General features: G+C 44.5%; 27 protein-coding genes and 3 tRNA genes. 1 reads left to right on the forward strand and 29 read right to left on the reverse strand.

Annotation, left to right across the window (positions count from 1 at the left end):
- Nucleotides 1–58: 58 nt before the first annotated feature.
- From HYV65_02755 to murA, 11 genes are all read right to left on the reverse strand, one after another.
- Complete coding sequence (locus tag HYV65_02755; GenBank protein MBI2463130.1) at nt 59–1111, reverse strand: rod shape-determining protein; 1053 nt, start codon at nt 1109–1111, stop codon at nt 59–61.
- Nucleotides 1089–2348: a hypothetical protein gene (locus HYV65_02760; GenBank protein MBI2463131.1), complete on the reverse strand. Its 1260-nt coding sequence runs from the start codon at nt 2346–2348 to the stop codon at nt 1089–1091. Before HYV65_02760 ends, HYV65_02755 begins: the two co-directional genes overlap by 23 nt.
- A gap of 115 nt (nt 2349–2463) precedes the next feature.
- The gene (gene rseP / locus HYV65_02765; GenBank protein MBI2463132.1) at nt 2464–3570 is read right to left on the reverse strand and encodes an RIP metalloprotease RseP; all 1107 of its coding nucleotides are present in this window, start codon (nt 3568–3570) and stop codon (nt 2464–2466) included.
- A gap of 102 nt (nt 3571–3672) precedes the next feature.
- Nucleotides 3673–4221: a ribosome recycling factor gene (gene frr / locus HYV65_02770; GenBank protein ID MBI2463133.1), complete on the reverse strand. Its 549-nt coding sequence runs from the start codon at nt 4219–4221 to the stop codon at nt 3673–3675.
- A gap of 50 nt (nt 4222–4271) precedes the next feature.
- On the reverse strand, nt 4272–5402 hold the full coding sequence (locus HYV65_02775) for a hypothetical protein (GenBank protein ID MBI2463134.1): 1131 nt from the start codon (nt 5400–5402) through the stop codon (nt 4272–4274).
- An 89-nt stretch (nt 5403–5491) separates the two neighbouring features.
- Complete coding sequence (locus HYV65_02780) at nt 5492–6400, reverse strand: hypothetical protein (protein MBI2463135.1); 909 nt, start codon at nt 6398–6400, stop codon at nt 5492–5494.
- Nucleotides 6401–6411: 11 nt separating this feature from the next.
- On the reverse strand, nt 6412–7545 hold the full coding sequence (locus HYV65_02785) for a glycosyltransferase (protein ID MBI2463136.1): 1134 nt from the start codon (nt 7543–7545) through the stop codon (nt 6412–6414).
- 33 nt (nt 7546–7578) lie between these two features.
- Entirely contained in the window at nt 7579–8133 is a 555-nt protein-coding gene (locus tag HYV65_02790; protein ID MBI2463137.1) for an NUDIX domain-containing protein, read from the reverse strand.
- Between the two features lie 101 nt (nt 8134–8234).
- Nucleotides 8235–9389, reverse strand: coding sequence for a glycosyltransferase family 4 protein (locus HYV65_02795; GenBank protein MBI2463138.1), 1155 nt, complete (start codon nt 9387–9389; stop codon nt 8235–8237).
- Between the two features lie 203 nt (nt 9390–9592).
- A complete protein-coding gene (locus HYV65_02800) occupies nt 9593–10606 on the reverse strand; it encodes a rod shape-determining protein (GenBank protein ID MBI2463139.1) in 1014 nt (337 codons plus the stop codon).
- A gap of 191 nt (nt 10607–10797) precedes the next feature.
- On the reverse strand, nt 10798–12072 hold the full coding sequence (gene murA, locus HYV65_02805; protein MBI2463140.1) for a UDP-N-acetylglucosamine 1-carboxyvinyltransferase: 1275 nt from the start codon (nt 12070–12072) through the stop codon (nt 10798–10800).
- A 130-nt stretch (nt 12073–12202) separates the two neighbouring features.
- On the opposite strand from murA, the gene HYV65_02810 reads away from it, so the two are divergent.
- Nucleotides 12203–13678 carry a hypothetical protein gene (locus tag HYV65_02810; protein MBI2463141.1) on the forward strand — a complete coding sequence of 492 codons (1476 nt, stop codon included), beginning with the start codon at nt 12203–12205 and terminating at the stop codon, nt 13676–13678.
- Nucleotides 13679–13752: 74 nt separating this feature from the next.
- Here HYV65_02810 and rpsI read toward each other — a convergent pair whose 3' ends face one another.
- The 18 genes from rpsI to HYV65_02900 form a co-directional block, all read right to left on the reverse strand.
- Nucleotides 13753–14313 (reverse strand): 30S ribosomal protein S9, encoded by a 561-nt coding sequence (gene rpsI, locus HYV65_02815; GenBank protein ID MBI2463142.1) that lies wholly within the window; start codon nt 14311–14313, stop codon nt 13753–13755.
- A 6-nt stretch (nt 14314–14319) separates the two neighbouring features.
- On the reverse strand, nt 14320–14688 hold the full coding sequence (gene rplM, locus HYV65_02820; protein ID MBI2463143.1) for a 50S ribosomal protein L13: 369 nt from the start codon (nt 14686–14688) through the stop codon (nt 14320–14322).
- Nucleotides 14689–14762: 74 nt separating this feature from the next.
- Nucleotides 14763–15110: a 50S ribosomal protein L17 gene (rplQ, locus tag HYV65_02825; protein ID MBI2463144.1), complete on the reverse strand. Its 348-nt coding sequence runs from the start codon at nt 15108–15110 to the stop codon at nt 14763–14765.
- A 67-nt stretch (nt 15111–15177) separates the two neighbouring features.
- Complete coding sequence (locus tag HYV65_02830) at nt 15178–16143, reverse strand: DNA-directed RNA polymerase subunit alpha (protein ID MBI2463145.1); 966 nt, start codon at nt 16141–16143, stop codon at nt 15178–15180.
- Nucleotides 16144–16351: 208 nt separating this feature from the next.
- The gene (gene rpsD, locus HYV65_02835; GenBank protein MBI2463146.1) at nt 16352–16843 is read right to left on the reverse strand and encodes a 30S ribosomal protein S4; all 492 of its coding nucleotides are present in this window, start codon (nt 16841–16843) and stop codon (nt 16352–16354) included.
- 69 nt (nt 16844–16912) lie between these two features.
- A complete protein-coding gene (rpsK, locus tag HYV65_02840) occupies nt 16913–17365 on the reverse strand; it encodes a 30S ribosomal protein S11 (GenBank protein ID MBI2463147.1) in 453 nt (150 codons plus the stop codon).
- A 129-nt stretch (nt 17366–17494) separates the two neighbouring features.
- Complete coding sequence (gene rpsM / locus HYV65_02845; GenBank protein MBI2463148.1) at nt 17495–17881, reverse strand: 30S ribosomal protein S13; 387 nt, start codon at nt 17879–17881, stop codon at nt 17495–17497.
- 136 nt (nt 17882–18017) lie between these two features.
- On the reverse strand, nt 18018–18134 hold the full coding sequence (rpmJ, locus tag HYV65_02850; GenBank protein MBI2463149.1) for a 50S ribosomal protein L36: 117 nt from the start codon (nt 18132–18134) through the stop codon (nt 18018–18020).
- 100 nt (nt 18135–18234) lie between these two features.
- Entirely contained in the window at nt 18235–18456 is a 222-nt protein-coding gene (gene infA, locus HYV65_02855; protein MBI2463150.1) for a translation initiation factor IF-1, read from the reverse strand.
- Between the two features lie 185 nt (nt 18457–18641).
- The gene (locus tag HYV65_02860) at nt 18642–19328 is read right to left on the reverse strand and encodes a nucleoside 2-deoxyribosyltransferase (protein ID MBI2463151.1); all 687 of its coding nucleotides are present in this window, start codon (nt 19326–19328) and stop codon (nt 18642–18644) included.
- Nucleotides 19318–20445 (reverse strand): phosphoribosylformylglycinamidine cyclo-ligase, encoded by a 1128-nt coding sequence (locus HYV65_02865; protein ID MBI2463152.1) that lies wholly within the window; start codon nt 20443–20445, stop codon nt 19318–19320. The genes HYV65_02860 and HYV65_02865 overlap by 11 nt, the downstream gene beginning before the upstream one ends.
- Nucleotides 20446–20656: 211 nt before the next feature.
- A complete protein-coding gene (locus HYV65_02870) occupies nt 20657–21283 on the reverse strand; it encodes a cysteine hydrolase family protein (GenBank protein MBI2463153.1) in 627 nt (208 codons plus the stop codon).
- A 68-nt stretch (nt 21284–21351) separates the two neighbouring features.
- Nucleotides 21352–21422 (reverse strand) — tRNA-Trp (locus HYV65_02875).
- Nucleotides 21423–21625: 203 nt separating this feature from the next.
- Nucleotides 21626–21793 carry a 50S ribosomal protein L33 gene (gene rpmG, locus HYV65_02880; protein MBI2463154.1) on the reverse strand — a complete coding sequence of 56 codons (168 nt, stop codon included), beginning with the start codon at nt 21791–21793 and terminating at the stop codon, nt 21626–21628.
- A gap of 138 nt (nt 21794–21931) precedes the next feature.
- Nucleotides 21932–22004 (reverse strand) — tRNA-Thr (locus HYV65_02885).
- A gap of 11 nt (nt 22005–22015) precedes the next feature.
- Nucleotides 22016–22099 (reverse strand) — tRNA-Tyr (locus HYV65_02890).
- Between the two features lie 272 nt (nt 22100–22371).
- Nucleotides 22372–24255 (reverse strand): translational GTPase TypA, encoded by a 1884-nt coding sequence (typA, locus tag HYV65_02895; protein MBI2463155.1) that lies wholly within the window; start codon nt 24253–24255, stop codon nt 22372–22374.
- Between the two features lie 343 nt (nt 24256–24598).
- On the reverse strand, nt 24599–26737 hold a 2139-nt coding region (locus tag HYV65_02900; protein MBI2463156.1), incomplete at its 5' end, for a hypothetical protein.

Consider the following 26737-nt stretch of genomic DNA (forward strand, 5'->3'; position numbering starts at 1 on the left):
AGCCTTTGGCTGAGAAATTTGAGTTTCAGTTTTGCGATTTAAGATTTGATATTTTAGATTATCTTGGTGCCTTCTGAAAATCTGTTGTCACCAAAACATCGTGCAGCTTATCAATATTTTCAAGCACAACACCGGTACCGCGAGCGACTGCAGTTAAAGGGTCTTCCGCGATTACAACGGGCATCATAGTTTTTTCTGATACAAGTTCATCTAAACGCCTTAGCAACGACCCTCCGCCTGCAAGGATAATACCGCGCTTCATAATATCCGCGAGCAATTCAGGTGGAGTTTCTTCTACCGTTGATTTAATCGCGCCAACAATCGCGTCAATAGACGACGCGAGAGCTCTGCGTACATGATCGTCATTAATAACAATTTCTTTTGGCAGACCTGTTACAAGGTCGCGCCCGCGCATCGTGGCCTCCAACGGCTCGCTAAGCGGCAAAGCCGAGCCAATCTCAATCTTAATATCTTCAGCGGTGCGTTCGCCCAAAAGCAAATTAAACTCTTCGCGAGCGTAATGAATAATATCCTCATTAAGTTTATCTCCCGCGACGCGCAAACTCCGCGCTCTTACAATGCCGCCAAGCGAGATGACCGCGACTTCCGTAGTTCCTCCGCCAATATCCACGATAATATTACCTGCTGCCTCCTGCACGGGCAGGCGCGCGCCAATTGCCGCGGCCATGGGTTCCTCCATCAAAAAAACTTCTCTCGCGCCAGCGTTGCTTGCCGCATCCTCCACTGCGCGTTTTTCTACTTCGGTTACGCCATAAGGAATTGCGATAACTACGCGCGGACGAGGAAAAATAGAGAAAAAATCGCTATGCACTTTTTCAATAAAATACCGAAGCATCTGCTCGGTAATTTCAAAATCGGAAACAACACCATCCACAAGCGGACGGCAAGCAACAATATGCGCGGGAGTTTTACCCACCATTCTGCGCGCATCCTCGCCAATTGCAAGAATCCTGCCAGTTTTTTTGTTAATCGCGACAACAGAGGGCTCATTGATTACAATCCCCTTACCCCGTACATAAACGAGGGTGTTGGCGGTTCCCAAATCTATGCCGATGTCTTTTGAAAATTTACCCCAAAGTTTGTCTAACATAATTCCCTATTGTTTCAAACGAAAAAATGCTTCCCCTTCCTTCTTCTTTGCGTGGTTTTATCTCCGCTCCACCCGATTCCAAGCTTTTCTTGCTCACTACCGCGCGCATCGGAATGCCAACGAGGTCGGCATCGGCGAATTTTTCTCCAGCTGTCATCTCTAAACGATCGTCGTATAACACTTCAATGCCTTGCTTTTCTAAAATTTCATATAGCTCTGTCGCTTTGCGTTCAGTTTCCTCATCATCCGACAACCGCAATAAATTAACCTGATATGGCGCTATGTTGCCAGGCCAAATAATACCCTTATCATCATGGCTAACTTCAACTACAGCGCCCATGGTACGCCCGACGCCAATTCCGTACGAGCCCATCACCACCAGATCCCTATCGCCTTTTTCATTAACAAACATTAAGTTAAATGCTTTGGAATATTTAGTGCCAAGGGGAAAAATGTTTCCTACTTCTATTGCTTTCTTTTCTTCAACAGTTCCACCGCATTTTGGACAAGCAACGCTTATATTCAAATGCGATATTTCGCTATTTTCCGCGTAATTGCATGATGAACATATATAAATCGTATCTTCTCCCACCGGACATATGACTTGAAACTCGTGCGTGTTGCTTATCGTAAAGTCGCCGCCGCTTGCAACTGTGTATACAGCATCGAGTCCACAACGCTTAAATGTTTTCATGTACGCACCCTTCACTTCTTCATAATAGCGAAATAAATCTTCCTCGCTTGAGTGAAAGCTGTACAAATCTTTCATCATGAATTCTCGCCCACGAAGTACGCCTGATTTGGCGCGCGGTTCGTTACGAAATTTTGTTTGTATTTGATACGCGGCAAAAGGCAAATCCTTGTAAGAATTGATAAAGCGCGAAGCGATCTCGGTTAATACTTCTTCGTGCGTCCATCCCAATATAAACGACGCTTTATCATCTTTCTTGCCACGCGCTTCAAATCCTACTTCCACATCAAAACGGCCTGTCGCGTCAAGGTACCTTCTTTCAACCAGCGCTGGCATTAATATTTCCTGCCCGCCGATTGCGTTCATTTCTTCACGAATAATCGAGTTTATCTTAGAAATTACTCGCCAGCCAAGCGGCAAATACGAATACACTCCTGCTGAATTTTTGTAAATAAACCCCGCGCGCTCCAGCAGCTGCGCGTTTACGCTCGCCTCATCGCGCGGATTTTCTTTGGTTGTTTTAGTGAATAAATGTGACTGGCGCATACAAATTGAGTAATAGTATATCCTTCGTTCTTTGTGATAGGTGTCATCTCGAGCGAGCAGCAGCGACGAGAGATCTCTCGCGTGCGCGCTCGAGATGACACCTTTATTTTACTTTTTAAAAAAGTTTAGCCACATCGCGAATTGTGATAACAATCGTCAGCAAAATTAGCAGCGCAAACCCAACTATGTGCGCGGCATTTTCAAATTTTTTATTTACAGGCGAGCCTTTTATTGCCTCAATTACAATAAATAATAGCCGCCCGCCATCAAGCGCTGGAAAAGGAATAACATTTATAATCGCGAGATTCAATGAAAGAAATGCGACAAACTGCAAAACATAAATAAATCCTAAATTACTTACCTGATACACAAGATGCGCCACGCCTACGGGCCCGGCAATATCAGCGCTTAGCTTGCCAGTGGTGAAAATGCCGCTGATTAGTTGCCAAAAACCCTGCGCCAACGCGCCAAGATTATAGAATGTTGTCTGCGCGCCTTGCCATACTGCCGCGTACCATGGATAAGAGATAATTCCGCTTCGTATCATGCCTATACCAAGCGCGCCTTCGCCCGCAGGTGGATTTTCGCGCGGAGTTACAGAGATAGAGAGGTGCTGAGAACCACGCAAAATCTCTACATGTATTTCATGCCCTTTATTTTGATCAATAATATTTTTAACGTCATCAACTGAATCAATTTTAATACCCGCAAGCCATGGCTCAATCCATGTTGGAGGAATAGCTATCCTATCTATAACATCGCCCATCTGAATACCTGCTTGCGAAGCAGGCGAATTTGGCACAACCTCTATAATCTGCACGTGTACGTCGCGCGCTTGAGCTGCTTGAGAATCACTTTCAATAATAGTCGGCAAGCCAACTATATGCCCGCCAGTATATAAAACGAATGCAAGAAAAACATTCATTGTAACTCCGGCTGCTATTACAAGCGCGCGCGCCCAAATCGGTTTGGACGCAAAACTTTCAGGATTTTGCGCTTCCTCGCCACTCTCGCCCATAATTCGCACAAACCCTCCAAACGGCAGAGCGTTAATTGAGTAAATTGTTTCGCCCCTTTTTACGCCATAAACTCTGGGAGGAAAACCAAAACCAAATTCCTCCACCTTGGCTCCCGCAAGCTTTGCAACAACAAAATGCCCAAGTTCGTGAACGAATACGAGTAAAGAAAATGCGACTACAAGAATAACAATAGTAAGTATCATCGGCGTTAGCATCAACGAATAACGAATAAAGTACTAATATACGAATATCTTACAATTAGTTGATTCGTTTATTCGTAAGGGATTCGTTATTCGTTGATTCAGTTATTGTTCCATCAAATCTTTCTCTTTTTCTGCCCCTATATCGTGAATCTTTTGATTATACTCCTCAACCGCTTTTTGCACGAGCTCTCGCTGCTTAAATTTTTCGTCTTCCGAAATATCGCCGGTCTCCTCCGCTTTGTCAATTTCCTTGATAGCATCTTCGCGAACGCGCCTAATGCTAACCCTTGATTCCTCTATCCTCGTGCCAACAATCTTCACCAGTTCTCTTCGACTCTCTTCAGTCAAAGGCGGTAAATTAATACGTATATGATCCCCCTCAACAACTGGACTAATGCTAAGCTCGGTTTGGCGCAATGCTTTCTCAATAGCGGGGATTATTCCTCTGTCCCACGGCTGAATAAGAATAGTGCGGACTTCTGGTGTAGAAATAGAACCTAATTGCTTAATTTCCATCATTGTGCCATATGCCTCCACTTTAATATCCTCCACCAATTCAGCAGATGCGCGCGATGTGCGCAGTTTATGCAATTCAGATTCCAAAGAATCTATCTGTTCGTCAAAATTTTTTCGTAATATATTTATATCCATAATAATCTCAAATCTAAGTAGTTTTGCGATTTAAAATTTGAGTTTTAAGATTAATGTTTCGTTCCTATAAATATAATGTTTGAATTAAAAGGATTAACTGCTAAAATATTTACTGTTTCTTGCGCCGGAATGTTGCGTGCCTGCCAAGTTATGCCAGCATCTTTACTAACATATATCTGACTATCGACTAAGGCGAAAAGATCGTTGTTAGAAGCGCCTATCTGGAAGTCAGAAATTGGAGCAGCTCCAGCAGTAATTAAGAACGGAATGAGAGTAAATTTTACCCCTTTGTCACGTGAACGTAAAATACCATAGTCGGTAGCAAGATACAATAAAGATGAATTGCCCCTTGCAACTCTCAAGCCGTTAACTTGCTGCGCTTGTCGAGAAAATGATGCCAGGGCTGATGAACCGTCGCGCCATGTTTTTCCTTTATCAATAGATTGAAAGAATCCATTTGGCCCTGAAGAATAAACATACAAATTGCTTGAATTGTTGGTATCCATAACCAGCCCTCTTACTTCTACACCTTGAAAGGTATGTGCTACTTTCCATGAAAATCCCATGTCATTGCTTTGCAGTAGCGACCCAGTGCTTGTAAGCGCAAATACATTTCTCGGATCACTGAAATCAACCGCGAGGCTATTTATCACTCCGCCCCTTGAAAGACCCGAATAAACATTCTGAAATGTCTTACCTTTATCCGATGAACGCCACAGTAAACTCGTTTGCTGGTCAACCACTGAAGCCGCAAAAATTATCGATGGATTTTGTGCGTTAACTGCTACAGCTGTTATTGTTGTTCCGCTTGGTAATGTATCCACGCCAAGCTGAGTCCAAATATTTTCATCTTGATTGTGCACAAAAAATCCATACGATGTTGCCGCTAAAAGACGCCGTGCGTCAGTTGGATCAAAAAGAAAACTGTAGATATCGGCTCCTGCTATATTTACACCAGTTGCTTTTTGCGCTCCTTGCCATGTACCGCTTTGTTGATTGAAAGAAAGCACTGCCGAGGAAATGTTTCTCACTCCGGGTATATTCGGCGGAGTTATGGTAATACTAGGTGCCTTAGGGCTACCCGACAACCCCGGAAAAACACTCCTAGCCGCTTTATATGCAAGCGCTATAGCGGAAACGAGAAGAGTAGCGAAGAGTAATACAAATAATGAGTTCTTCATAATCTATAGATTTATCAAAAGTATACTCGCGAATATAAAAGAATACAGAATTGAGAATACGGAATACAGGAACCGCGTCCCTGTATTCTTTATTCTGTATTCTTTATTCTAATTCCCGCGTACTCAAGCGCAATTTGTGCGTTTCCGTTGGCACGAATCGCCTCGCGCGCCTCTTGGATGCATTGAACTGCATGAAATGCAGACGCTTGCGCAAAAAAAATAATCCACCTCTCTAGTATATCACTAATTTCGACACGTTCTTTTTTACCAACAATTTCCGCGAGAGCAAATCGCTGATCAATTGAACCGCGAAGGAACAACTCTGCCTCGTTTCTAGCTTCACTTATCTGTTTCCGCATAACTTCGCTATTTTGAAGCTCAAATAAAAGACCTGGCCTACCCCTACCGTAGACAATGAACTCTTCACTTAGTTTAACATTCTCAAGAAGCTCAATTTCTTTTTCGGGTACCAAACGAAATCGTAAAATTGTACTTCGTGATGCAATAGTTGGAAGTACCGAATCGCTCGTGCGTGTTATGAGAAAAAAAATTGTATGCGATGCCGGCTCCTCAAGTTCTTTAAGCAATGCTTGGCCCGCCCCATGCATTAACGAATCGGCTCCGTCAATAATAATTAAGCGATACTGACCGAAAAACGGCGTATGCCTGCATGCGCGCTTAATTTCCCGCGCATTTTCCATGGTCAGGGGCGCGGAAAAAATCCGCACATCCGCGTAATCCCCGCCGTCTATCGATACACAGGTATCGCAGACGCATAATTTTTTAGTAAATTCAAAAAAAGAATCACTGTGTTTACCCTCAAGCCATTTTGAAAACTCGCGCGCGATATGCTTTTTGCCAACGCCTTCTGGCCCCACAAAAAGATATGCCTGCGAAAGCATATCGTGTCTTACTGAAGCATCAAGAAAGTCTATTACTCTTTTGTGACCGACTATCATAAACTTAATTATATCATTCTTTGCAATCCGACCAAACATATAATACAAAATCATTTTTCCATTTTGCTAGCTAAAATATCACGTAAAAATCTGCGGAGTTCCTGTGCAAATCTTTCTTGGCTAAAAAGCTCGGCTCTGCGGCGTATTATCTCGGGGTCATAATTTTGATAATTTTTATTCAGTCGGCGCACTGCGTCCGCAAGCACAGCCGAATCGGGGTCGTCAAAAAACTCTCCATGCACACCCTCCATTACCGATTCCTGAACTCCGCCTCTGCGTAAAGCTATCACGGGCTTGCCATATAGCATAGCTTCAACCGGAGCGATGCCAAAATCATCATCACTAGGGAATACAAACGCCTTGCATTCCTTTAAATACTCATGCACTACCGCATCTGATTGAGCGCCTAGAAATGTTATGGAGTTACCGGCAATCCCTCGTAGATATTCACGCTCCGGCCCATCGCCAATTACAACTAATGGCAGGCCAATTTTAGAAAATGCCTCAACGGCTATATCTACATTTTTATATTTCTGAAGATATGAAACGATTAGAAAATATTCGCCCCTTCTTACATCGACTTCATTGAGCAAATTATTACGCGGTGCTGTAACTGGTGGATATATAACTTGAGCATCGCGACGATAAAATTTTTGTACGCGAGCGCGCACGGCGTTAGAGTTGGCAATAATATAATCAGGCCGCTGTGCCGCCTCAAAATCCCACGTACGAAGTAAATGAAGAGCGATACGGCCAATACCGCCCGCAAACCCCTGCGTTTGCGCGGCGTATTGCTGAGTAAAGTCCCACAAAAAACGAGTTGGGGTATGACAATACCAAATATGCACAGTATGAGGGCTTGTGATAATGCCTTTTGTAAATGAAGCGGATGAAGAAATTACAATATCAAAATCGTGAAAATCAAACTGTTCTGTAGCGGAAATTAAAAGAGGAGCTAAGTATTTGTAATGCCGGTGCGCAAACAAGGGCAGGCGCTGCAGCCACGACGCGCGAACGTCGGCATCCGCAAAACGCTCACGCGCAATTTTTTTATCGGCAAATAATGTATATATAGGAGCGCTGGGAAAAAGCGAGTGCATAGCCGAAAGCACGCGTTCAGCTCCACCGTAACGAATCAAAAAATCGTGAACGAGCGCAATGCGCAATGGTTTATCGGGTGTCATATAACACACTCTATCGCTTTCACGTTGCTTGCGTCAACAAAGACCCTGATGCGTATTTTTTAAAATCTCTGGCAAATCCAGCACATCCACTCTTTGCAGTTTATCCCCATCATCAAATACGCAGTGATACTGCATTGGCTTTTCGCTGATAATCATGTGGGAGAGAAAATGAGGCACATTATCAGCTATTTCCGGATTGCCTATCGTGCAGACCCAGTCAATTGGCTTCCACGCTATTATTCCCTCGTTTATTGCGCGATCCTCTTCCCATGTTAGCTGATGAGGCGCGAGATCTGACACAAACGCAAACATTCCAGAAGTAATCCTGTCAGCTTGTTGATTCTGCCATCCTTCCCATGTCACGACACCGGCGTAACGTAGACTGCTTGCTTGAGTTAAATCAATTTCCGTCTCCTCCATCATCTCGCGGCAAACACTTTCGTAAGGCGTTTCGCCGGGCTCAATTTTTCCTCCGGCGCCATTCCAGCGATTCAGCCATGGCTGCTTATGGCGATAGATCATGGCAACTTTGCCGTCTTTCAAGGGGAAGCAAATTGTAAACTTCATATCAAAATTGCCGATTTGCATATGCCATAATTGCCCAAGAGGGCAAGTTACTTTGTAATACAGCCCTATTAGCTGCAATTATGAGCACTCGGTAATTTGAGCTTTGCTCAAATTACCGAGATTCAATATATACCTTTTTGTTCGATAAATTCTAAAGTCTCTCCTGCGCATCTTCCCCATGTAAAACGCATAGAATTTTCGCGAGCTTTCCTTTGCATATCTCCGTATAATATTTTATTTGACATTATTTTCAGCAAAGATTCCGCGATACTTTCTGGCCTGGCAGGGTCGCAATATATCGCCCCCTCGCCTCCTATTTCTTGCAAAAAAGACGAGGCTATCACGGGTATGCCATGGCTTTGCGCTTCCAAGATAGGCATGCCAAAGCCCTCATCGAATGAAGGGAAAAGCAAAATGTCAGAATTTTGATAAATTATTTCTTTTTCCTGATCAGTAATAAATCTATTGATATTAATAAGTGTCGCATTATTAAAAAGTTGGTCTTGCAAGCTTGAGGCAAACGTATCATTGCCTCGCGGGCCTACGATGTTGATGGTAAAAGATATAGATGTTTTCTCGCGCAAAATATGAAACGCCTCGGTGATTCCCTTAATATTCTTCCTCTTATCCTTACGGCCGATAAATAAGATGTTTTTAGCTCCTGTATTCTGTATTCTGTATTCTGTATTCTGTTGCATATTCATGCCATGATGAATTATCTTAATGGGCGTTTCTGTCGGGAAAAACTCCTCAATCCCCCTTTTTGTATGCTCCGAAATCGCAATTATTCCTTTTGCATTTTGAATAGTTTTTTTAGTAGTCCAACGCAAATACTGCCTTTGCAAGAATAAATACGCCCACGGAACTCGCTCCCATTCAACGCCATGGATGGTGGCAACGCCTGGAATCCCAACCGATGACCATCTGATTGGCAGTGGATGTGCTGGGCTAAAAAAAATATCTGGTTTTATTTTGTTAACAAGGCTTGGCAAAATTATTTGATGCCACATTGGCCGATATGGCGAATAAACAATTCTTGTATTCTGTGGCAGTTTCCCTAAGGTTTTAGAAACTTCCTGTAAATTATTACCCCCCTTCGCGCCGATTGACATTGGCGCTTCGAAGGGGTTATTCTCCTCTGCAGAGGAGAATAAAAAAAACTCGTGCTCGCGGGCGCTATCTAGCGCCAGCATATGAGTAATGAGCTGATAAGTATATTCTTCTACTCCGGTTCTCTGTGATTTCAGGGCTGAGGTGATGTCGATACCAATTTTCATAGCTGAATCTGATAAATTATCTTATCTTAAAACGCAAATCTAAAATGGCAAAACTAAATCTCAAAATTCTCAGCCAAAGGCTGATCCCCGCCAGAGGCGGGCAGGCGCCTCTGGCGGAAAAACTTTTAATCTGACGTCGAAGATTTTACATTTAAGATTTAGATTTGAGATTTGCCATTTGAGATTTAAGATAATAACTGATTCTATTTGCGTGCCATGACGCTTCGTTTGTATATTTCAAGATTTTCAAGCGCGATGCCAGTACCTTTCACCACGCAGAGCAAAGGTTCCTCAGCGATATAGGCGGGAACACCGGTTGCTTCCGCAAGCAGCGCGTCAATGTTGCGCAGCATTGCTCCACCTCCGGAAATAATCATGCCGCGATCCATCACGTCTGCTGAAAGTTCCGGTGGTGTTTCACGGAGCACAGATTTCACAGCATTTATAATTTCTTTCATCTGTTCTGATATTGCAAAAGTAATTTCATTTGATTTTATGTCCACAATTCTAGGCAGACCCGTCACAAGATCTCTCCCGCGAACTTCATAATGTTCTTCTTTTTTCTGCGGCACCGCGGAGCCAATGCGAATTTTAATATCTTCCGCGCTGCGCTCGCCAATTGCAAGATTATATATCGCTTTCATATACTGCGTGATTGTTTGATCGATTTTATCGCCTCCAACCCGCACTGAAGCTACAGACACAATACCGCCAAGTGAAATTATTGCTACTTCCGTCGTTCCGCCACCAATATCAACAATCATATTTCCGGCAGGTGAATTAATGGGTATACCCGCACCAATAGCAGCCAAAATTGGCTCTTTAACCACATAGACAGCTTTAGCTCCTGCTTTTAGTGACGCTTGAATTACTGCGCGCCGTTCTGTGGAAGTAATCCCGGCGGGCACAGACACCATCACCTCTGGCTTGAATAGCCGCACTCTACCACTTGCTTTATTGATAAAATAGCGCAGCATGGCTTCTGTAACGCGGTAATCTGCAATAACACCGTCCTTCAGCGGACGGTGTGCCACAATTGTTTCTGGAGTGCGCCCTATCATTTCCCGCGCTTCCAGCCCCACTGCAAGAACAGTGTTGTCTTCAAGTGATACGGCAACAACCGACGGCTCATTTGCGATAATTCCAAGCCTAGGCACGAAAACAAGGCTATTAGCCGTGCCAAGATCTATACCAATTCTTGTTGGAGAGAAAAACATATCAATCTCAAAATGTAAATCTCAAATGGCAAAACTAAAATCTGAATCGCAAATCTTCAGCCTGAGGCTGATCCCCGCCAGAGGCGGGCAGGCGCCTCTGGCGGAAAAATACCGTAGTTCGTAGTTTTTAGATTTGAGTTGTAGTTTTACGTTTTGCGATTTGAGCTTTAAGATATAATATCAAAATAGTACTATACTCTTTCAATCTTCGCCCCCAATCCCTGCAATTTCTTATCTATAGACTCATATCCTCTATCAATATGCTCAACGCCATAAACTACGCTCTCGCCCCGCGCGCATATGGCGGCAATTACAAGCGCGGCAGTTCCGCGCAAGTCGTGTCCCTCTACATTTGCGCCAGAAAGTTTGACTCCACCTTCAATAACCGCGCGATGTTCATCAAGTATCTTAACACTTGCTCCCAACTTTACTAATTCACCAAGAACTTTCATGCGTCCCTCATATAAAGGATCGTGAATAAGAGTTTGTCCCGGTGTTTGTGTGGCAAGCACCGCGAACAAAGACTGCAAATCTGTTGGAATACCAGGATATGGCATTGCCTGCACTCGACCCAAAGATACTACGTCACACGACCGCACGTGTAAACTTGCATCGCCTTCCTCAATCAACGCGCCGTGTTCGCGAAGTAGTTTAAGAATCAAGGCAAGATGCTTTGGCGCCGCGTTTTGAATTTGCACGTCTCCTTTTGTGGCAAGGGCGGCAATCAAAAACGTTCCCGTTTCAATAGGGTCTGGAATAATTCTATGATTAGCGCCATGCAGAGATTTTGCACCTCGCACAGTAAGGTCATGCGAGCCAATCCCCTTTATTTCCACGCCAATAGCTTCGAGGAACCCGCACAGATCTTGCACGTGCGGTTCTGCCGCGGCAATATGAATCGTGCATTCTCCATTGCCCAATGCCAAAGCCATTAAAATATTTTCTGTTGCAGTAACACTAAACTCCGAAAGGATAATCTCACTCGGCCTCTCGTGGGATGTCTTGTAAATCTTGATCCATTTTTCTTCCTCTCGTATTTCATAACCCATATCACGGAAGGCGTTCAGATGTGTATCGATTGGCCGCGCGCCAATATCACACCCGCCGGGATAAGGTAAATCCACTTCCCCAAAACGCGCGAGCAAGGGTCCAAAGAATAAAACCGATGAGCGCATACGCCGCATCAGCACGCGCGCTTCTTCGGTAATAACCGGCTTTATATCTTTTGCTTCAATAACAATAGTATGCTCATCTTGCCATGTTGCTTGAGCGCCTAACATTCGCAAAACCTCAATCATACTTTCCACGTCCTGAATGCGTGGCACATTCTCAAGCCGGCATGGTTCACTGGTAAGAAGCGTGGCAGCTAAAATCGGCGTCGCCGCGTTCTTGGAGCCGCCGATGCTTACGATACCATTTAGAGGTACGCAGCCTTGTATGTGAAATGCGTTAATATTATCTACCATAAATAAGTATCAAAATCATAGCAGAAATAATGATGTGAGGCAAAAATTGGAGAATCGCTTAAAATGGTGTACGTGTACAGTACATTGAAATTTGACGTTTTTTATAGCATAATCATATTGAGCATTATTTATGACCAAACGCGCAAGAACCATCTTATTTCTCTCATTTGTTCTACTCTTTCTTATTTCCGTTCCTCCGGTAATTTTTTATGCTGACGGCTATAGAATTGATTTCGCGCATTTCCGCATAGTTAAGGTGGGCGCGCTTCGTATCAATGCCCGTCCGTTTCCCGCAAATATGTATGTTGACGAAAAATTTATTGAATCTACAAGCTTTCTATTTAGAACTACATTCATAACGGACCTGCTACCGCAAAATTATCTAGTGCAAGTCAAAAAAGACGGTTATCAAACATGGCAAAAACAACTAGCCGTATACGAAGGATCAATAACCAGCGCGACGGCAATCACCCTTTTCCCCATATTTCCATTGCAAACAATAATTCAATCCGATGCTGTAAGTAGCGGTTTTTTCCCCGAACCCAAAGGTAGGGCTGCTTTAATTGCTTACAACGCGCAGGATAGGTCTTATAACATAGGAGCGTATAACAGCCAAACCCATCAACTACTAAATCTTGATATTCCAAATTCAGTCGGGGTGCTTACCGATGTAGTTTGGTCAAACGATGCAAAAAAAGCACTTTTAATATTTACAAAATCTAACGGCGCATTCTCGTATATTATTGCGGACAACCTTGGAGAGACTCCAACGATAACATTTGCCAGCAGTCTCTCTACGCTTCTTCCTTCGAAAGGAATGTTTAGCCGAACACAATGGAGTAATGACAATTCTCACCTCTTAACTATTGTTTCTTACACTGCTACAACCAAAAAAACACAACAAGATTTGTATTATATCGACCTAGATACCAATACTTCGACTAAACCCGTACGAGCTAGGTTGGAAAATTACGTGTTAGATGTAAAAGATTTTCTTGTGCTGCAAGATGGCATATATACTATTGAGGGCGCAATAAATACCATGAATCACTATTCCGCAACCCTGTCAAACAGAACGCAAATCTCTTCAACGCCCTATCCCGTAACCTTTAACACGCCGAGTGCCGCCTTTCGCCTAATCGGCGATTCGTCAATGATATTTGCTCTACATTCCGACGGTCAACTCCTGCGCTTTAATCAAGCAAAGCAAACGTTTGATAAAATTGCGGATGGCGTTAGGAACATCATTCCCGCTCCAGATGGGCTGAAAGTCGCTTTGCAAAAAGACAACGAGGTATATCTATACTGGGTAAAAGACATTAATGATATACCCAACCATAAAAAAGATGACGTAGAACTTATCTGGAGGCTTTCGGAGCCAATCAAATGGATAACATGGCTGTCAGCACCTTATCAATATCTTGCCATTGGCACCACAACCTCACTTAGAATAAGCGAGCTTGACACGCGTGACGGCCGCAATATTGTATCTTACAAGCAAATAGCGCCAAATTCTGGCATGGTGTGGAATGATCAAAACCAAGAACTGCTACTGGTAAATAAAAATGATTTTGTTGGAGTCTCGCTGGACAAGACAACGCAATAAGTTTCAATGCTACTTCATTGCTTCAAAAAACAACCCGCATAGTTTGCGGGTTGTTTTTAATAATATAGTTAAGTTTAGCGTTTCTGCCATTGAGGCGCTCTGCGAGCTTTCTTATATCCAAACTTCTTACGCTCCACTTCGCGCGGATCGCGGCGCAAATACCCCGCGCGCTTAAGGCGCGTGCGTAATTCATCGTTGTACAGTACCAACGCTCTAGCCGTGCCAAGGCGCATCGCCTCTGCCTGACCCCTCACACCGCCTCCCTGAGTTTTAACAGATACAAAAAATCTATCCATTATCTTTGCTTTGCGCAATGCACCATTTGCAAGCATACGTAATTCTTCCGTAGAAAAAAACTCTGCGAACTCGCGCTCGTTAACCATAATCTTTTTATCACCCTCTACATATAGACGGACGCGTGCAATCGCTGCCTTTCGTCTGCCGACTGCTTCATAATAAGAGCGGTCTGGAGTCTTAAAAGCCTCCTCCGCTTCGTTTTCCGCAGGAGCAACTTTAACCGTTTCATGTTTTAACGGTTTTACATCCTCTATCGCAAATGACTGCGCTACTTTTGGTGTTGCGGCGGTCTTTATGCGAGCTGGCGTTTTGTGCGTTGTTTTCTTTGTTTCTGGCATAATCCTTTATTTCTTTATAGTTAAACGCTTCATCCTGTCGTTTCGCAATTTATTTTTCGGAAGCATTCCATATACTGCGCGCTTCAAAACATCTGCCGGATCTTTCTGCCAAAGCTCTGTCAATGAACGTGTTTTTAAACCACCGGGATAACGGCTGTGATGATAATATAGTTTGTCTGTCATTTTTTTCCCCGTTACTTCCACTTCTTTCACGTTTTCAATTTCTACCGCATGACCTTCGTCTTTGTTTGGCATCCAGGTAGCCTTATCTTTGCCTTGTAGCAAAACAGCGACTTCAGTTGCGAGCCTTCCGAGCGTTTTGCCTTTTGCGTCAATCACAATCGGCGATTCAGTTGTTGCTTTTATGATTTTCATGTTGATTACTGCCGATCGCCTACCGACTACCGTCGTTAAGCGGTTTGCGGTAGACGGTAAGCGGTAGTCAATTATTATACAAATTCAATAATAGCTCGAAGGGCTGAATCTCCCTTGCGCGGTTCGCGCTTCGTAATTCTGGTATACCCTCCGTTTCGTTCCATATAGCGTGGCGCTACAACATCTACAAGATGCTTCGCCGTTTCCGCTGTAAGAAATTTACGTATAACTCGACGATTTGCCACAGAACCAGTTCGAGCTCTTGTTATCAATCTCTCTACAACAGGACGAATTTCTTTTGCTCTCACTTCGGTTGTAGTTATTTTTTCATGCAAAATAAGCGACTCCGCCAAGCTCTTAATAAGTTGGCTACGCGCATCTCTCTTCAAGCTCATTTTTCGTCCCTTTTTATTCTTAGCCATATTTATTACTGCTGACCGCATACCGTCAACCGACTACTGTCGTCGGTAAACGGTTGTCGGTTAGCTGTTAGCTTTTCAATGACAATTTAACTTTCTTCAATGCTTTCTTAATTTCATCTACTCCTTTTTGCCCCATGCCCTCCACTTCTAGCAAGTCATCTTCGGTCTTCTTTACAAGCCCCGCCACTGTCTTAATTCCGCCCCCTTCAAGCACATTACTCGTTCTTGTAGAAATTTTCAACTCCGACGCTGGCATTTTCATTATAGCTTCCTCGCCCCCCCTCTCCTCTACTTCCTCCGTTTCTTTAGAGGCGGCTGATTTCTGGCTTGTCTCAATTTGCAGTAGTGTTAAAAACTGATCGACAAGCACCTGTACGGCGGTTTGAAAAGCCGCCTCCGGTGAAATACTACCGTCTGTTTCTATCTCAAATTTAACCCTATTATAATCCGTGCGATCGCCTACACGCATATCCTCAACTACGAAGTTCGCTTTGCGTACCGGAGTAAAGATTGCGTCCAGAGGAATAACTCCAACCGAAGCTTTATCGCCCTTGCGCTGCGCTACGCTCTCGTAGCCCATGCCTGCCTGCACTTCCATTTCCATTTCTAATGTAACATTTTTGTCTGTCAAGGTTGCTATATGCGCGTCTTTGTTGATTATTTCAACTTGGCTAGGGGTCTCAATGTCTCCCGCCGTAACATCTTTCTTGCCCCTTACCTTCAATGTTATTCTTTGCGACTCATCGCCGTGAAGCATGATGCGGATAGCCTTCAAATTCAAGGTGATTTCTAAAACGTCTTCGAGCACGCCCTCAATGGTTGAAAATTCGTGATTGACTCCGCTTATTTTTACTGAAGTAATTGCCGCACCGGGAATTGAAGAAAGCAAAACACGGCGCAAAGCGTTGCCAAGGGTCACGCCAAAGCCAGGGTATAAATCCTCAATTTCAACAACTGTACGCATGGTATCTCCGACACGAGTTTTATCATGCTCCATTACACGTGGTGATTTGGGTAAAGAAATAGATGGCATAAAAAATAAATTTAATTTTCAATTTTCAATAATCAATTTTCAATGAATTTACAATGTTTCAATTACTAATCGTGTGTTTTCAGCCATAGGCTGATCCGCCTCAGGCGGAGAAAATTAGTTAGTTACGTCATTGATTGCGTAAAGCAACGTGGTTGCCACGCAACTATACGTTGAAAATTGGAAATTGATAATTGAAAATTTAGCATTATTATCTACTATAAAACTCTATTACTGAATGAATATTAACCTCCATACCCGCCTCTTCAACTGCCGCACGACCAACCACCGTCCCCTCTTTCTTCTCTTTGTCTAAACGAATCCATGTGGGGGCTTGATGTTTTTTGAGTCGCTCGTCTAAATCAATAAATATCCCCCTTTGCGTATGAGCAAGCCTTATACCCACCACATCGTTTATTTTACTCTGATATGATGGTGTATTTAACACTTTACCATTTACGGTGATGTGCTTATGGCCAACCATCTGGCGGGCCATTGGGCGTGTCATCGCAAAACCAAGACGATATACAACGCTATCTAGTCTCATTTCTAAAAGATTAAAAACGTCATCTGGCTTTTGCGCCTTCTTAAAATAGTTATGGAATTGGCGTTCGCGCAACCCATAGCCATTTCGCAGTTTCTGCTTTTCAGCAAACTGCTGGCCGTATTCTGATTTTTGTCGTCTTGCTCCGCCTTTTGGCATAAAATATAAAATTTAAATCTCAACCCTTAAAGTAATTTTGAGTTTTGAGATTTGCATTTTGAGATTTATTTATACGTGTCTTACTCTCTTTGGCCTGCATCCATTATGAGCAATCGGCGTAATATCTTTTAGTGATACAACGTTTACTCCGCGACCCGTTACTGCGCGCAGAGCTGCATCACGGCCGCCTCCAATACCGCTTACTAATACAGAGATCTGCTCAATTGCGACTTTTCCCAAGCGCTCAAATGCAGTTTCCACTGCTTTTGATGCCGCAAACGGCGTTGCCTTTTTGGGACCCTTAAAGCCTAGATTGCCGGAAGAAGCCCAGGAAAGCACGCTTCCCTTCTCATCTGTAATTGTTATCAATACGTTGTTGTAAGAAGCTTTGATGTAAACTTTGCCGTTTTTTATGCCGGCGACTTTCTTTCCAGCATTTTTGGACGCCAAGCCAGCCTCGGATTCATCCGATTCTTTTAATACCTCTTCTTCAGGTTTTCCTGCTACGCGTTTTTTACCCATAATTTATTATTTGCTAACTGCTGACCGTCTACCGCAAACCGCTTAACGACGATTGACAGTAACATGTGTACGGTTGTCGGTATGCGGTAGACGGTATGCTGTCGTCAGTTAGCATTAGTCATTTTATTATTATGTTGGGCTCGCTGACGGCTTGCGGCCCGAACCCATGGTCTTGCGAACGTTGCCACGCACGGTGCGTGAGTTGGTTCTGGTGCGCTGGCCGCGTGTCGGCAAACCTTTTGCGTGTCTTGTTCCACGATAAGCTCCGATATCCTTCAAACGTTTAACATTTCCCGAGATCTCTCTGCGCAAATCACCCTCAATCTTATATACTTCCATTAAATTACGCAAGACATTGACCTCCTCAGCCGTAAGCTCTTTGGCTCGGCGGTCAGGACTAATTTTGGCTTGGGCTAAAAGTTTTTTACTCAAAGTCGGACCAACGCCAAAAATATAGGTCAATGATACCTCTATACGCTTATTCTCTGGTATTTCAACTCCTGCTATACGTGGCATAACAATAATTTAAATTTCAAAATCCAAATGTCAAATTACAAATGAATGTCAAAATCTAAAGTTTAAAATTTTGATATTGATCATTTGAACTTGATTTGACATTTGAAATTTAGACTTTGACATTTTGCATTTTACTTTATCCCTGTCGCTGTTTATGCTTCGGAGTAGTCTTGCATATAACAAAAATCACACCTCTGCGGCGGACTATTTTACACGATCTACACATTGTTTTTACGGATGCTCGTACTTTCATAGTTTTTAATCTAATTATAGCAATGCTCTAATTAGACTCGCGAAATAACGCAGACTTAACGCGGAAACACGCGGAAAGCAAGTTAACTTAATTGCTAAAATTACTTCTGACGATAAACAATGCGCCCCTTCGTAAGATCGTAGGGGCTCATCTCAACGGTTACGTGATCACCGGGCAAAATGCGAATAAAATTCACACGCATCTTCCCCGAAAGATGGGCTAGAATTTCTGGCTTTCCTTCTTCGCTTATCTGTACACGAAATGTCGTGTTGGGAAGCGCTTCAATTACAATACCCTCCTTTCTAATTACGTCTTTGTTCATATAAAGTATATTGAAAGATTAGCAAGATTGAGTTAAATCGTCAAGAGCGGCCTATGTTTGGGTTGTTTAGTGCTAGTACAGCCACGCCCCGCACTGTCATAATTATCTAATAAATTGCCTGTAGAGGCAAGTTCCCATAACCTAAATCGTTAAAAAGGCTCCGAAGTTACTCGGAGCCAATAATATTAAAAAGTAAATTCTGGTAAAACTACTTTGGGAAGATCTGGGTCTGGCTTTAACACAAAGCTAATATCCTGGCCATTTACCTTGCATATAAATCGGCCGGAATCGATATCCGCTCGCATCACTTTAAGGCAAGCCTCAAAATCCCCTTCTACCAATACCCCGCCCCCAAACATCATGCCACACTGCATCATTAGGTTAATCGATGTTCCAAAATCATCGACGACAATGTATCCGTCACGGTCAACGTACACGCCGCCTTCAAATGGCTTGCATTGATATCCCGCAAGCGTCCGCTCAACTAGCCCTCTTAAATCGCGAATATATCCGTACGAAGGCTTGCCCAGGGCATTCCCATAGCCAAGCTCGTAAGCCGTGCCATCGTCCATGCACACGCCACGGAACGAGTTGCAGTTCGCGACCACGAAATGGCATTGCTGAATCTGCTGAATGTCGCCGCGATAAATTTTCATCGCGGTGTCCATGCCGCCATTAAAATCTATGCCGGAGTTGTTATCCATCGGATGAAGAGGCGTAAAACCGTACTTACGGCATAGTTGGCGCTGAATTTCAGCATTCTCAACCGCGTTGGGAAGAAACACCTCGGGACCAGCTAGATAAAGCTTTGGCCGCATTTTATCTCCTCCATTAAAAACTTCATTAAGATTATCAAATATATTATCGAACATCGAGAGCCGCCGAAGAATACTCTAGCATCTTTGGTCTTATGACTACCTTCTTCTCGTCGCTTCGCTCGATATGTCCGGCATAACACGCGCCAAACCTATTAGGATACGAATATCCTTCGAGTACATCCAAAACTTTCTTCACGTCTGCTTCTGGTACATAAATGGCAAAACCTGCTCCCATATTGAAGTTGCCGTAGGCTTCCTGATCATCTATAGGACCCTGCTTTTGTAAAAAATCAAAAATCGGCAGTTGCTTGGGCAAAGATTCAATAATATAGGCAAAAGGTTGCGTTGCGCGCATGAGCTTGCGCCAACCATGACCTGTAATGTTTACAGCGTAATGAATATTCACGCCTCGATTTAGGCAATCTTCTACCAATGGGGTATAGATGCAAGTAGGGTCTAGAAGCGCATCTCCATAGGTTCGTCCATCACTAAGTTGAGTGAGGTAACCGTCCGGCAACCTATCAGCAATCTTTCGAGCCATAGTAAGGCCGTTAGCATGTATCCCCGAGCTCTCGATCATAATAATTGCATCGCCATGCTGGATATTACTTGTTGCGATCAATCGCTTTTTTGGCTTAATGATACCTATTGCCGAGCCAGATAAAACAAAAGTTCCTGGAATGATAATGTCTTTAAGAGTAGGAGTTTCCCCTCCGCCCCACGTACAACGAGCTAAGTCGCAAGCCTTCTTGTGTCCCTCGATAAGATCCATGCATCGCCTCTCGTCATCAAACCAACTTGAATCGCCGACAGCAAGATGCATAGCTACTGAAAGAGGCAACGCGCCAAGTGTAACCATATCATTAACAATCATTGCCACATTGCATTGCGCGATATTACCGTAATAATACTTCCCCGTAAGACGATGCATTGCGTCAGCAATGAGACTCTTTGTACCAAGTCCTTCTTCGACATGAGCGAGATAACTGTCTTCTGTCTCAATAAGATAAACGCTTTCTCCCCTGCTCGTTCGTACTTCCTTAAACTCTCCATTATTGAATCGACTAATATTACCTGCGGTTTCGCGCGCCGCGAGTTGCGCCATTCGCTTAAATGGATCCATGGCCTCGTAGTCAACACCAACACCAGCGTATGTCATTTTTTTGTCCATCACCCACTCCTTGTCAGATTATTGCCCGCCGCCAAAGAAAAAGCCCTATTTGAAACAGGGCTTAAGAAATCAAAGAATTACTTCTTCTTTGATTTCTTTGGCTTTTTCTTTTCTCTGCGCGGAGCGCTATTTCCTTTTGCCATAAAATGTATGTATTTACATTAACTAAAGACCTTTAGTGTCTAAATATATTATAGCATAATAAATCTATCTACCAACTTTCTAATAGCTCGTTTGCATTAACTACTCGAGCAAACAAATAAGGAAAGGTATGGTCCAAAAGCTCTTTTTGTATATTTTGCCTAATAGGAACGTCTGTAGTTTCCACTAAATCCCTTAAAACTACAAAGTTATAACCCTTGGAAAAGCCGCCTGCTACCGTAGCCAGCACACAGCCATCGGTAAAAGCGCCGGCGATTACAATATATTTGATGCCTCTTTTTTGCAGATCTTCTTCTAAAGCAGGGTTTGCTATGGCATCGTTGGTATTCTTCACTATTACTAAATCGTTTTCCTTGGGCTCAATTCCGTAGAATTGCTCGGGAAAACCCGTAGTATCTTTTGAATAATACGCGAATCTGGAATCGGAATAGAGATTGTTAATGTTTTCAGCCAAATATTCTTTAGTCCAAGGGACATTTTTGGTAAACACTATCAACCCGCCAATTTTATTGCGATACTCTTCAATAAACCTAGCGAGTCTAGGAACCATCATTCTAATTTTTGAAAAATGAATACCCCACTCCGGAATCTCGCATTTTTCATTGGCGCTGGAATTAATAACGTCAATAACAAGAAGAGCAGAATTTGCAGTATTCATTTCTGGAAATGGTTTCATAGATATGTATTTGCGGGGGCTGAGAGAATCGGACTCCCGATCGTGATTTTGCCTGCCCGCCATACTTGCGGGAGTGCCAGGACTCGAACCTGGATACCTAGTTTTGGAGACTAGAGTCCTGCCGTTGGACGACACTCCCATAGAGGCAAGGTAGGCGGGGAGACCACAGTTATACCACTTAACTAAGCCCCCCGACTAAATTAGAATTTCCAATTTCGAATTTTGAATAAAATTAGAATACTTTAATATCCTAATTCTTAAACAACCCAAATGTCATCTCGAGGCGCTTTGCGACGAGAGATCTCTCGCGCCACGCTCGAGACGACAAACTTACCAAAACGCTTATTTCCCTTTCTTCTTGCCTTCGGAGTGCTTGGTATGAGATCCGCATTCTTTGCAGAACTTCATATATTCAAGCTTGCGTTCTACCTTCTTTTTGTTCTTTGATGACCAGTAATTCACATTACTGCACTTTGAACACTGGAGTTTAATGAGATTATCTTGTGACATATGTGATAGAATTTGTTCGAAGCGAAGCGAGATTACAAATTCATCATCCCGCCCGCATCCCGCGTGGCGGGATTACATTTAATTATATCTTACGGCTTGGCGTGAACCCCGAGGGAGGGGTAATACCAAGTTACCTTGAGCCTGAGGGCGGGATTGAACCGCCGACCTCGTCCTTACCAAGGACGCGCTCTGCCAACTGAGCTACCCAGGCTATTATATACGTGGGCGGTGAGAGAATCGAACTCCCGTAGGCATGAAGCCAGCAGATTTACAGTCTGCCCCGATTGACCGCTCCGGCAACCGCCCAATAGCACGCCTGAAATTGGCAGGGTGTGCAACGTCAGTATCTTACCATATATTAGCAGAAAGTTTAATAAGGACAGGGACTGTAAGCCCCAAATCCCAATGACCAATGCCCAATCAAATCCTAATACTCAAAATCTCAAAAACGTTTTGGTCATTTAGTCATTAGGTCATTGATTGGTCATTTGAAATTGGTCATTGGTCATTCTCTTACGATAAACTCAGCAAAAAAGATTATAAATTGAATTCGTTTACCAAGCTAAGAGCCCCAACCCTTATTTCATTCCTTTCTTTCGTCTCTTTTCCTCATCCTCATCAAGAACAACCTTGCGAATACGTACATTGAGTGGGGTGATTTCCACCAACTCATCATCGCCAATATACTCAAGCGCATCTTCCAACGTCATCACCCTTGGCTCATCAAAGTGCTCGGACACGCCTTCACCCTTTGAGCGCATGTTGGAAAGCTGTTTTTCTTTGCACACGTTAACAGCAATATCGTCACCTCTGCTATTCTGCCCGACAACTTGCCCCTTATATACTTCCTGGCCAGGTCCGACAAAAAGCGTTCCACGATCTTGCACGTTTAGCAAGCCATACAAGCGCGTTGTGCCTGTTTCGTGCGCTACAAGTGAACCGTGTTCGCGCTCCAAAACCTTGCCACCCTTTGGGTGGTAGGCATCGAACAAAGTGTTGATAATCCCAAGCCCGCGCGTATCAGTTAAAAATTCGTTGCGATAACCAAACAAGCTCGCTGTTGGCACACGGAACTCGAAGTTCGTTACGCCATTATCTGTTTTCATGTTTATAAGCTGACCTTGGCGGCTGCCTAATTTCTGAATAATAACGCCGCCATATGGTTCAGGAACATCAATAAACAACAGCTCGTACGGCTCCATTTTTTGCTTCGGCCCGCTGGAGCCATCTGGCAAAAGGGGCCCGTCAATTTCTTTTTCAATAACCTGCGGGCGTGATACTTGAAACTCATATCCTTCGCGGCGCATGCGCTCGATAAGAATAGCGAGGTGAAGCTCTCCACGGCCTGAAGCAATCCATCCGCCATTTATATCTTCAATGCGCAAAGCCATATCTGTTTCAAGCTCCTTGTAAAGACGATCGCGGATTTGGCGTGACGTGCTGTACTCGCCTTCCTTTCCCGCAAATGGCGAAGAGTTTATGGAAAAAGTCATCTTCACTGTTGGCTCGTCAATTTTTAACAAAGGAAGCGCAGTAGGGTTTTCAACAGAGGCGATTGTTTCGCCGATATTAATCTCCTGAATTCCTGAAATTGCCGCTATATCTCCCGCCTCAACGCTCGCTGCTTCTACACGGCCAAGTCCAACGAAAGTCATCAAGCTTGTAAGCTTGTATTTCTTTATTTCTCCCAAGTGGTTAATATGCGACACTTCTTGCCCCGCGCTAATTGTGCCGTTATAGACGCGGCCGATAGCAATACGCCCGCGGAAAGGGTCGCTCGTAATATTTACCGCCAACATTTGAAGAGGACTTTCTGGGTCTCCACCCGGAGCTGGAATGTGTTTTTCAATCGCATCAAAAACAGGCTTAATGTCTTGCATTGCCTCAAGGTTATTTTCATTTCCGGCTTTGCCAAGTTTTGCGGAAACATATAGCACTGGAAAATCCAAAGTCGCGTCATCAGCGCCAAGCTCAACGAACAGATCGAACGTTTTGTCCAGTACGTGATTTACTCGAGCGTCCGGACGGTCAATTTTGTTTATTACCACGATAATCTTATGCTTCATTTCCAGCGCCTTTTTCAAAACAAAACGTGTTTGCGGCATCGGACCTTCCTTGGCATCAACAAGCAACAGACATCCGTCAGCCATTTTCAACACGCGCTCAACCTCACCGCCGAAGTCGGCGTGGCCTGGGGTATCAATAATATTTATTTTTATTTTACCCGTCGGCTCGTCCGCCAAAGCTTTAGCGTCGGCGGAAGGATTCCATATTACCGATGCGTTCTTAGAAAAAATAGTAATTCCACGCTCGCGCTCAAGCTCGTTGCTATCCATTATGAGCTCGTTCTGCGCTACTTCTTTCTCCAGATGAGTTTTTGATTGGCGCAGCAAAGCATCCACTAAAGTGGTTTTGCCGTGATCTACGTGGGCTATGATAGCTACATTTCTAATTTGAGACATAAAATTAGGACTTGCGCGTTTGGCGCATTTCGTTGTTGCGGGCTCCGTTCCTCGACGCCGTATACTATATACGGCTTACTCCAGTACTCACCCGCGCCTAGAACTGCACTCAAACGCGCAAGTCCGCAATATATACAAAAGAAAAATCCGCCCAAAGGCAGATTGGCTCCTTGTCTAATGATTATATCAGAAAAATGACCTTATTGCAATAGCTGTAGCCCTATCCTAGGGTCGTCAGACGACCCTAGGATAGGGCAGGTTTTGCGCAAGACTGACTTCTACAACGAACCCTGCAACCGAATAACCCTCGCTATAAAGCGAGGGTTATTTTAACCTAACTCATTTAATTCGTAGCAGCGGCCTGTTTCTGTAATAACTGCTGTAATAGTTGGTGATCATGTAATAGTTGCTGCAACTGATCTTGGTTAATACATGTATTGCCCGCGCATAAAGTATCCCCAATTACGGTATCCGCAGTCACCCTATCCGCCACAATTTCCTTCACCTGCAAAATCCCCTCTTGAATATACACGCCTAGCTTACGCAGACCTGCTTGAATGTCGCTAATAATGTAATCAATCACTGAAGTAGAAGCTGGGGAGTTTGAAGCTGTGCCTACCGTGCCTAGCGAGTTTAGCGTAAGCGCTCCATATGGATCCGCAAACCCCACGCTCACAAAGACAAGGATTGCGCCGACTGTTTCATTGTTGCATTGTTTCATTGTTTCATTGTTGCATTGCTCCATTGTTGCATTGCTACATTGCTTCATTGTTGGTAGAGCCATGGAGCAATCAAAAGATTCTAGCGCTCTGCCAATGACTACTCCTGGCTTAGTGGCTTTCATTGCTACTCCTGGTATTGAGGAAGAGGTAAGATAGTCCCCTGCCTGTATGGAACCGTTCTCCATGGTTACCTTGACTGGCACGCGTCCTGTTAGGGCAACGGGCTGATGGTTGCCTTGCTGAAGCTGGCCTATGACAATGGCGGGGTTGGTGGAGATAATGCCGATGATGTTTGTTTGGTAAGCAGAGGTTGATTTAACGACCGCGGGGTTTTGTTCTGTGCTGGTACTGGATATTGACACGATGTCTCCAGGTTCTCCGTCTCCTTCCACCAGATACTCTTCGGCAAGGTCTCCGAAGAACTGTGTGCCGTTGTCTCTGTTGCTGTTAATGAGCAGGGAGGTGGAAGATATGGCGATGCCGATGCGGTAGGTACCGGTAGCAGGGGCTTGACTCATGCTTCCGTCTGCGACGGCATAGTAGGAAGCGCCTACTACGAGTCCGGAGTGGATAGCGGAGACTCCCGCGATAATAACAGATACGGTTTGGCCGTTGGTTTTGCTTGCGCTGGCAATTCCTACTACCATGTGCCGCGGGGTAAGAAAGTTTTCCGCGCCGTAGGAGGAAATGGTGGTGGCGGAGATCAGGCCGACGTTAGCCGCGACGATTGAAGAGCTCCCTGTGTCCTGATAGCTTACCACAAAGTGAGTGGAGTCAAGGGCGGAGACAGAGATGTGTTGGGAGGTTGCCGAGTTAAACACATTTTCAGCTCCATACGAGGAAATGGTAGTAGCGCCGTCTGTCAGTCCCACAATGGCAGTGCCGTAGTTGGAGTTGCCGGCGTCATAATAGCTTACCACAAAGTGGGTGGAGTCAAGGGCGGAAACAGAGATGTAGGCAGAGTTTGCCGAGTTAAACACATTCTCCGCGCCATAGGAGGAAATGGTGGTGGCGCCGTCGGTTAACCCCACAATGGCAGTGCCGTAGTTGGAGTTGCCTTCGTCCCGGTAGCTTACCACAAAGTGAGTGGAGTCGAGGGCGGAGACAGAGATCCAGGTGGAGGTTGCCGAGTTAAACACATTCTCCGCGCCATACGAGGAAATGGTGGTGGCGCCGTCGGTTAACCCCACAATGGCAGTGCCGTAGTTGGAGTTGCCGTCGTCCCGGTAGCTTACCACAAAGTGGGTGGCGTCAAGAGCGGAGACAGAGATGTAGTTGGAGGTTGCCGAGTTAAACACATTCTCCGCGCCGTAGGAGGAAATGGTGGTGGCGCCGTCTGTCAGCCCCACAATGGCAGTGCCGTAGTTGGAGTTGCCTCCGTCATAATAGCTTACCACAAAGTGGGTGGAGTCAAGGACGGAAACAGAGGTGTAGAGGGAGCTTGCCGAGTTAAACGTAACAGGGGTGCCGCAGGTGGAGGTTGTGCCGGATACGGAGCAGACAACTGCTTTGCCCGCGGCGGAGTTGTCGTTGTATGCCACCACGTAGTGGGTGGCGTCAAGTTTATCGACAGACACATAGGTCGCTGTTCCTGAAGGCGCGGTAAAACCTGTAGCAACAGTGCCGTCGGGGTTTAAGGCAACAACGTCTCCTTGGGTGATTGTGCCTGAAGCAGTGAAGTTCTGGGTAAGCTGGGTTGACGAGCCTCCCGCAGCCGCCTGGAACGTAGGATCAACTCCAGCTCCGTTGGAGGTAAGAAC

The organism is Candidatus Spechtbacteria bacterium (assembly GCA_016188605.1).
Lineage (GTDB): Bacteria > Patescibacteriota > Minisyncoccia > Spechtbacterales > JACPHP01 > JACPHP01.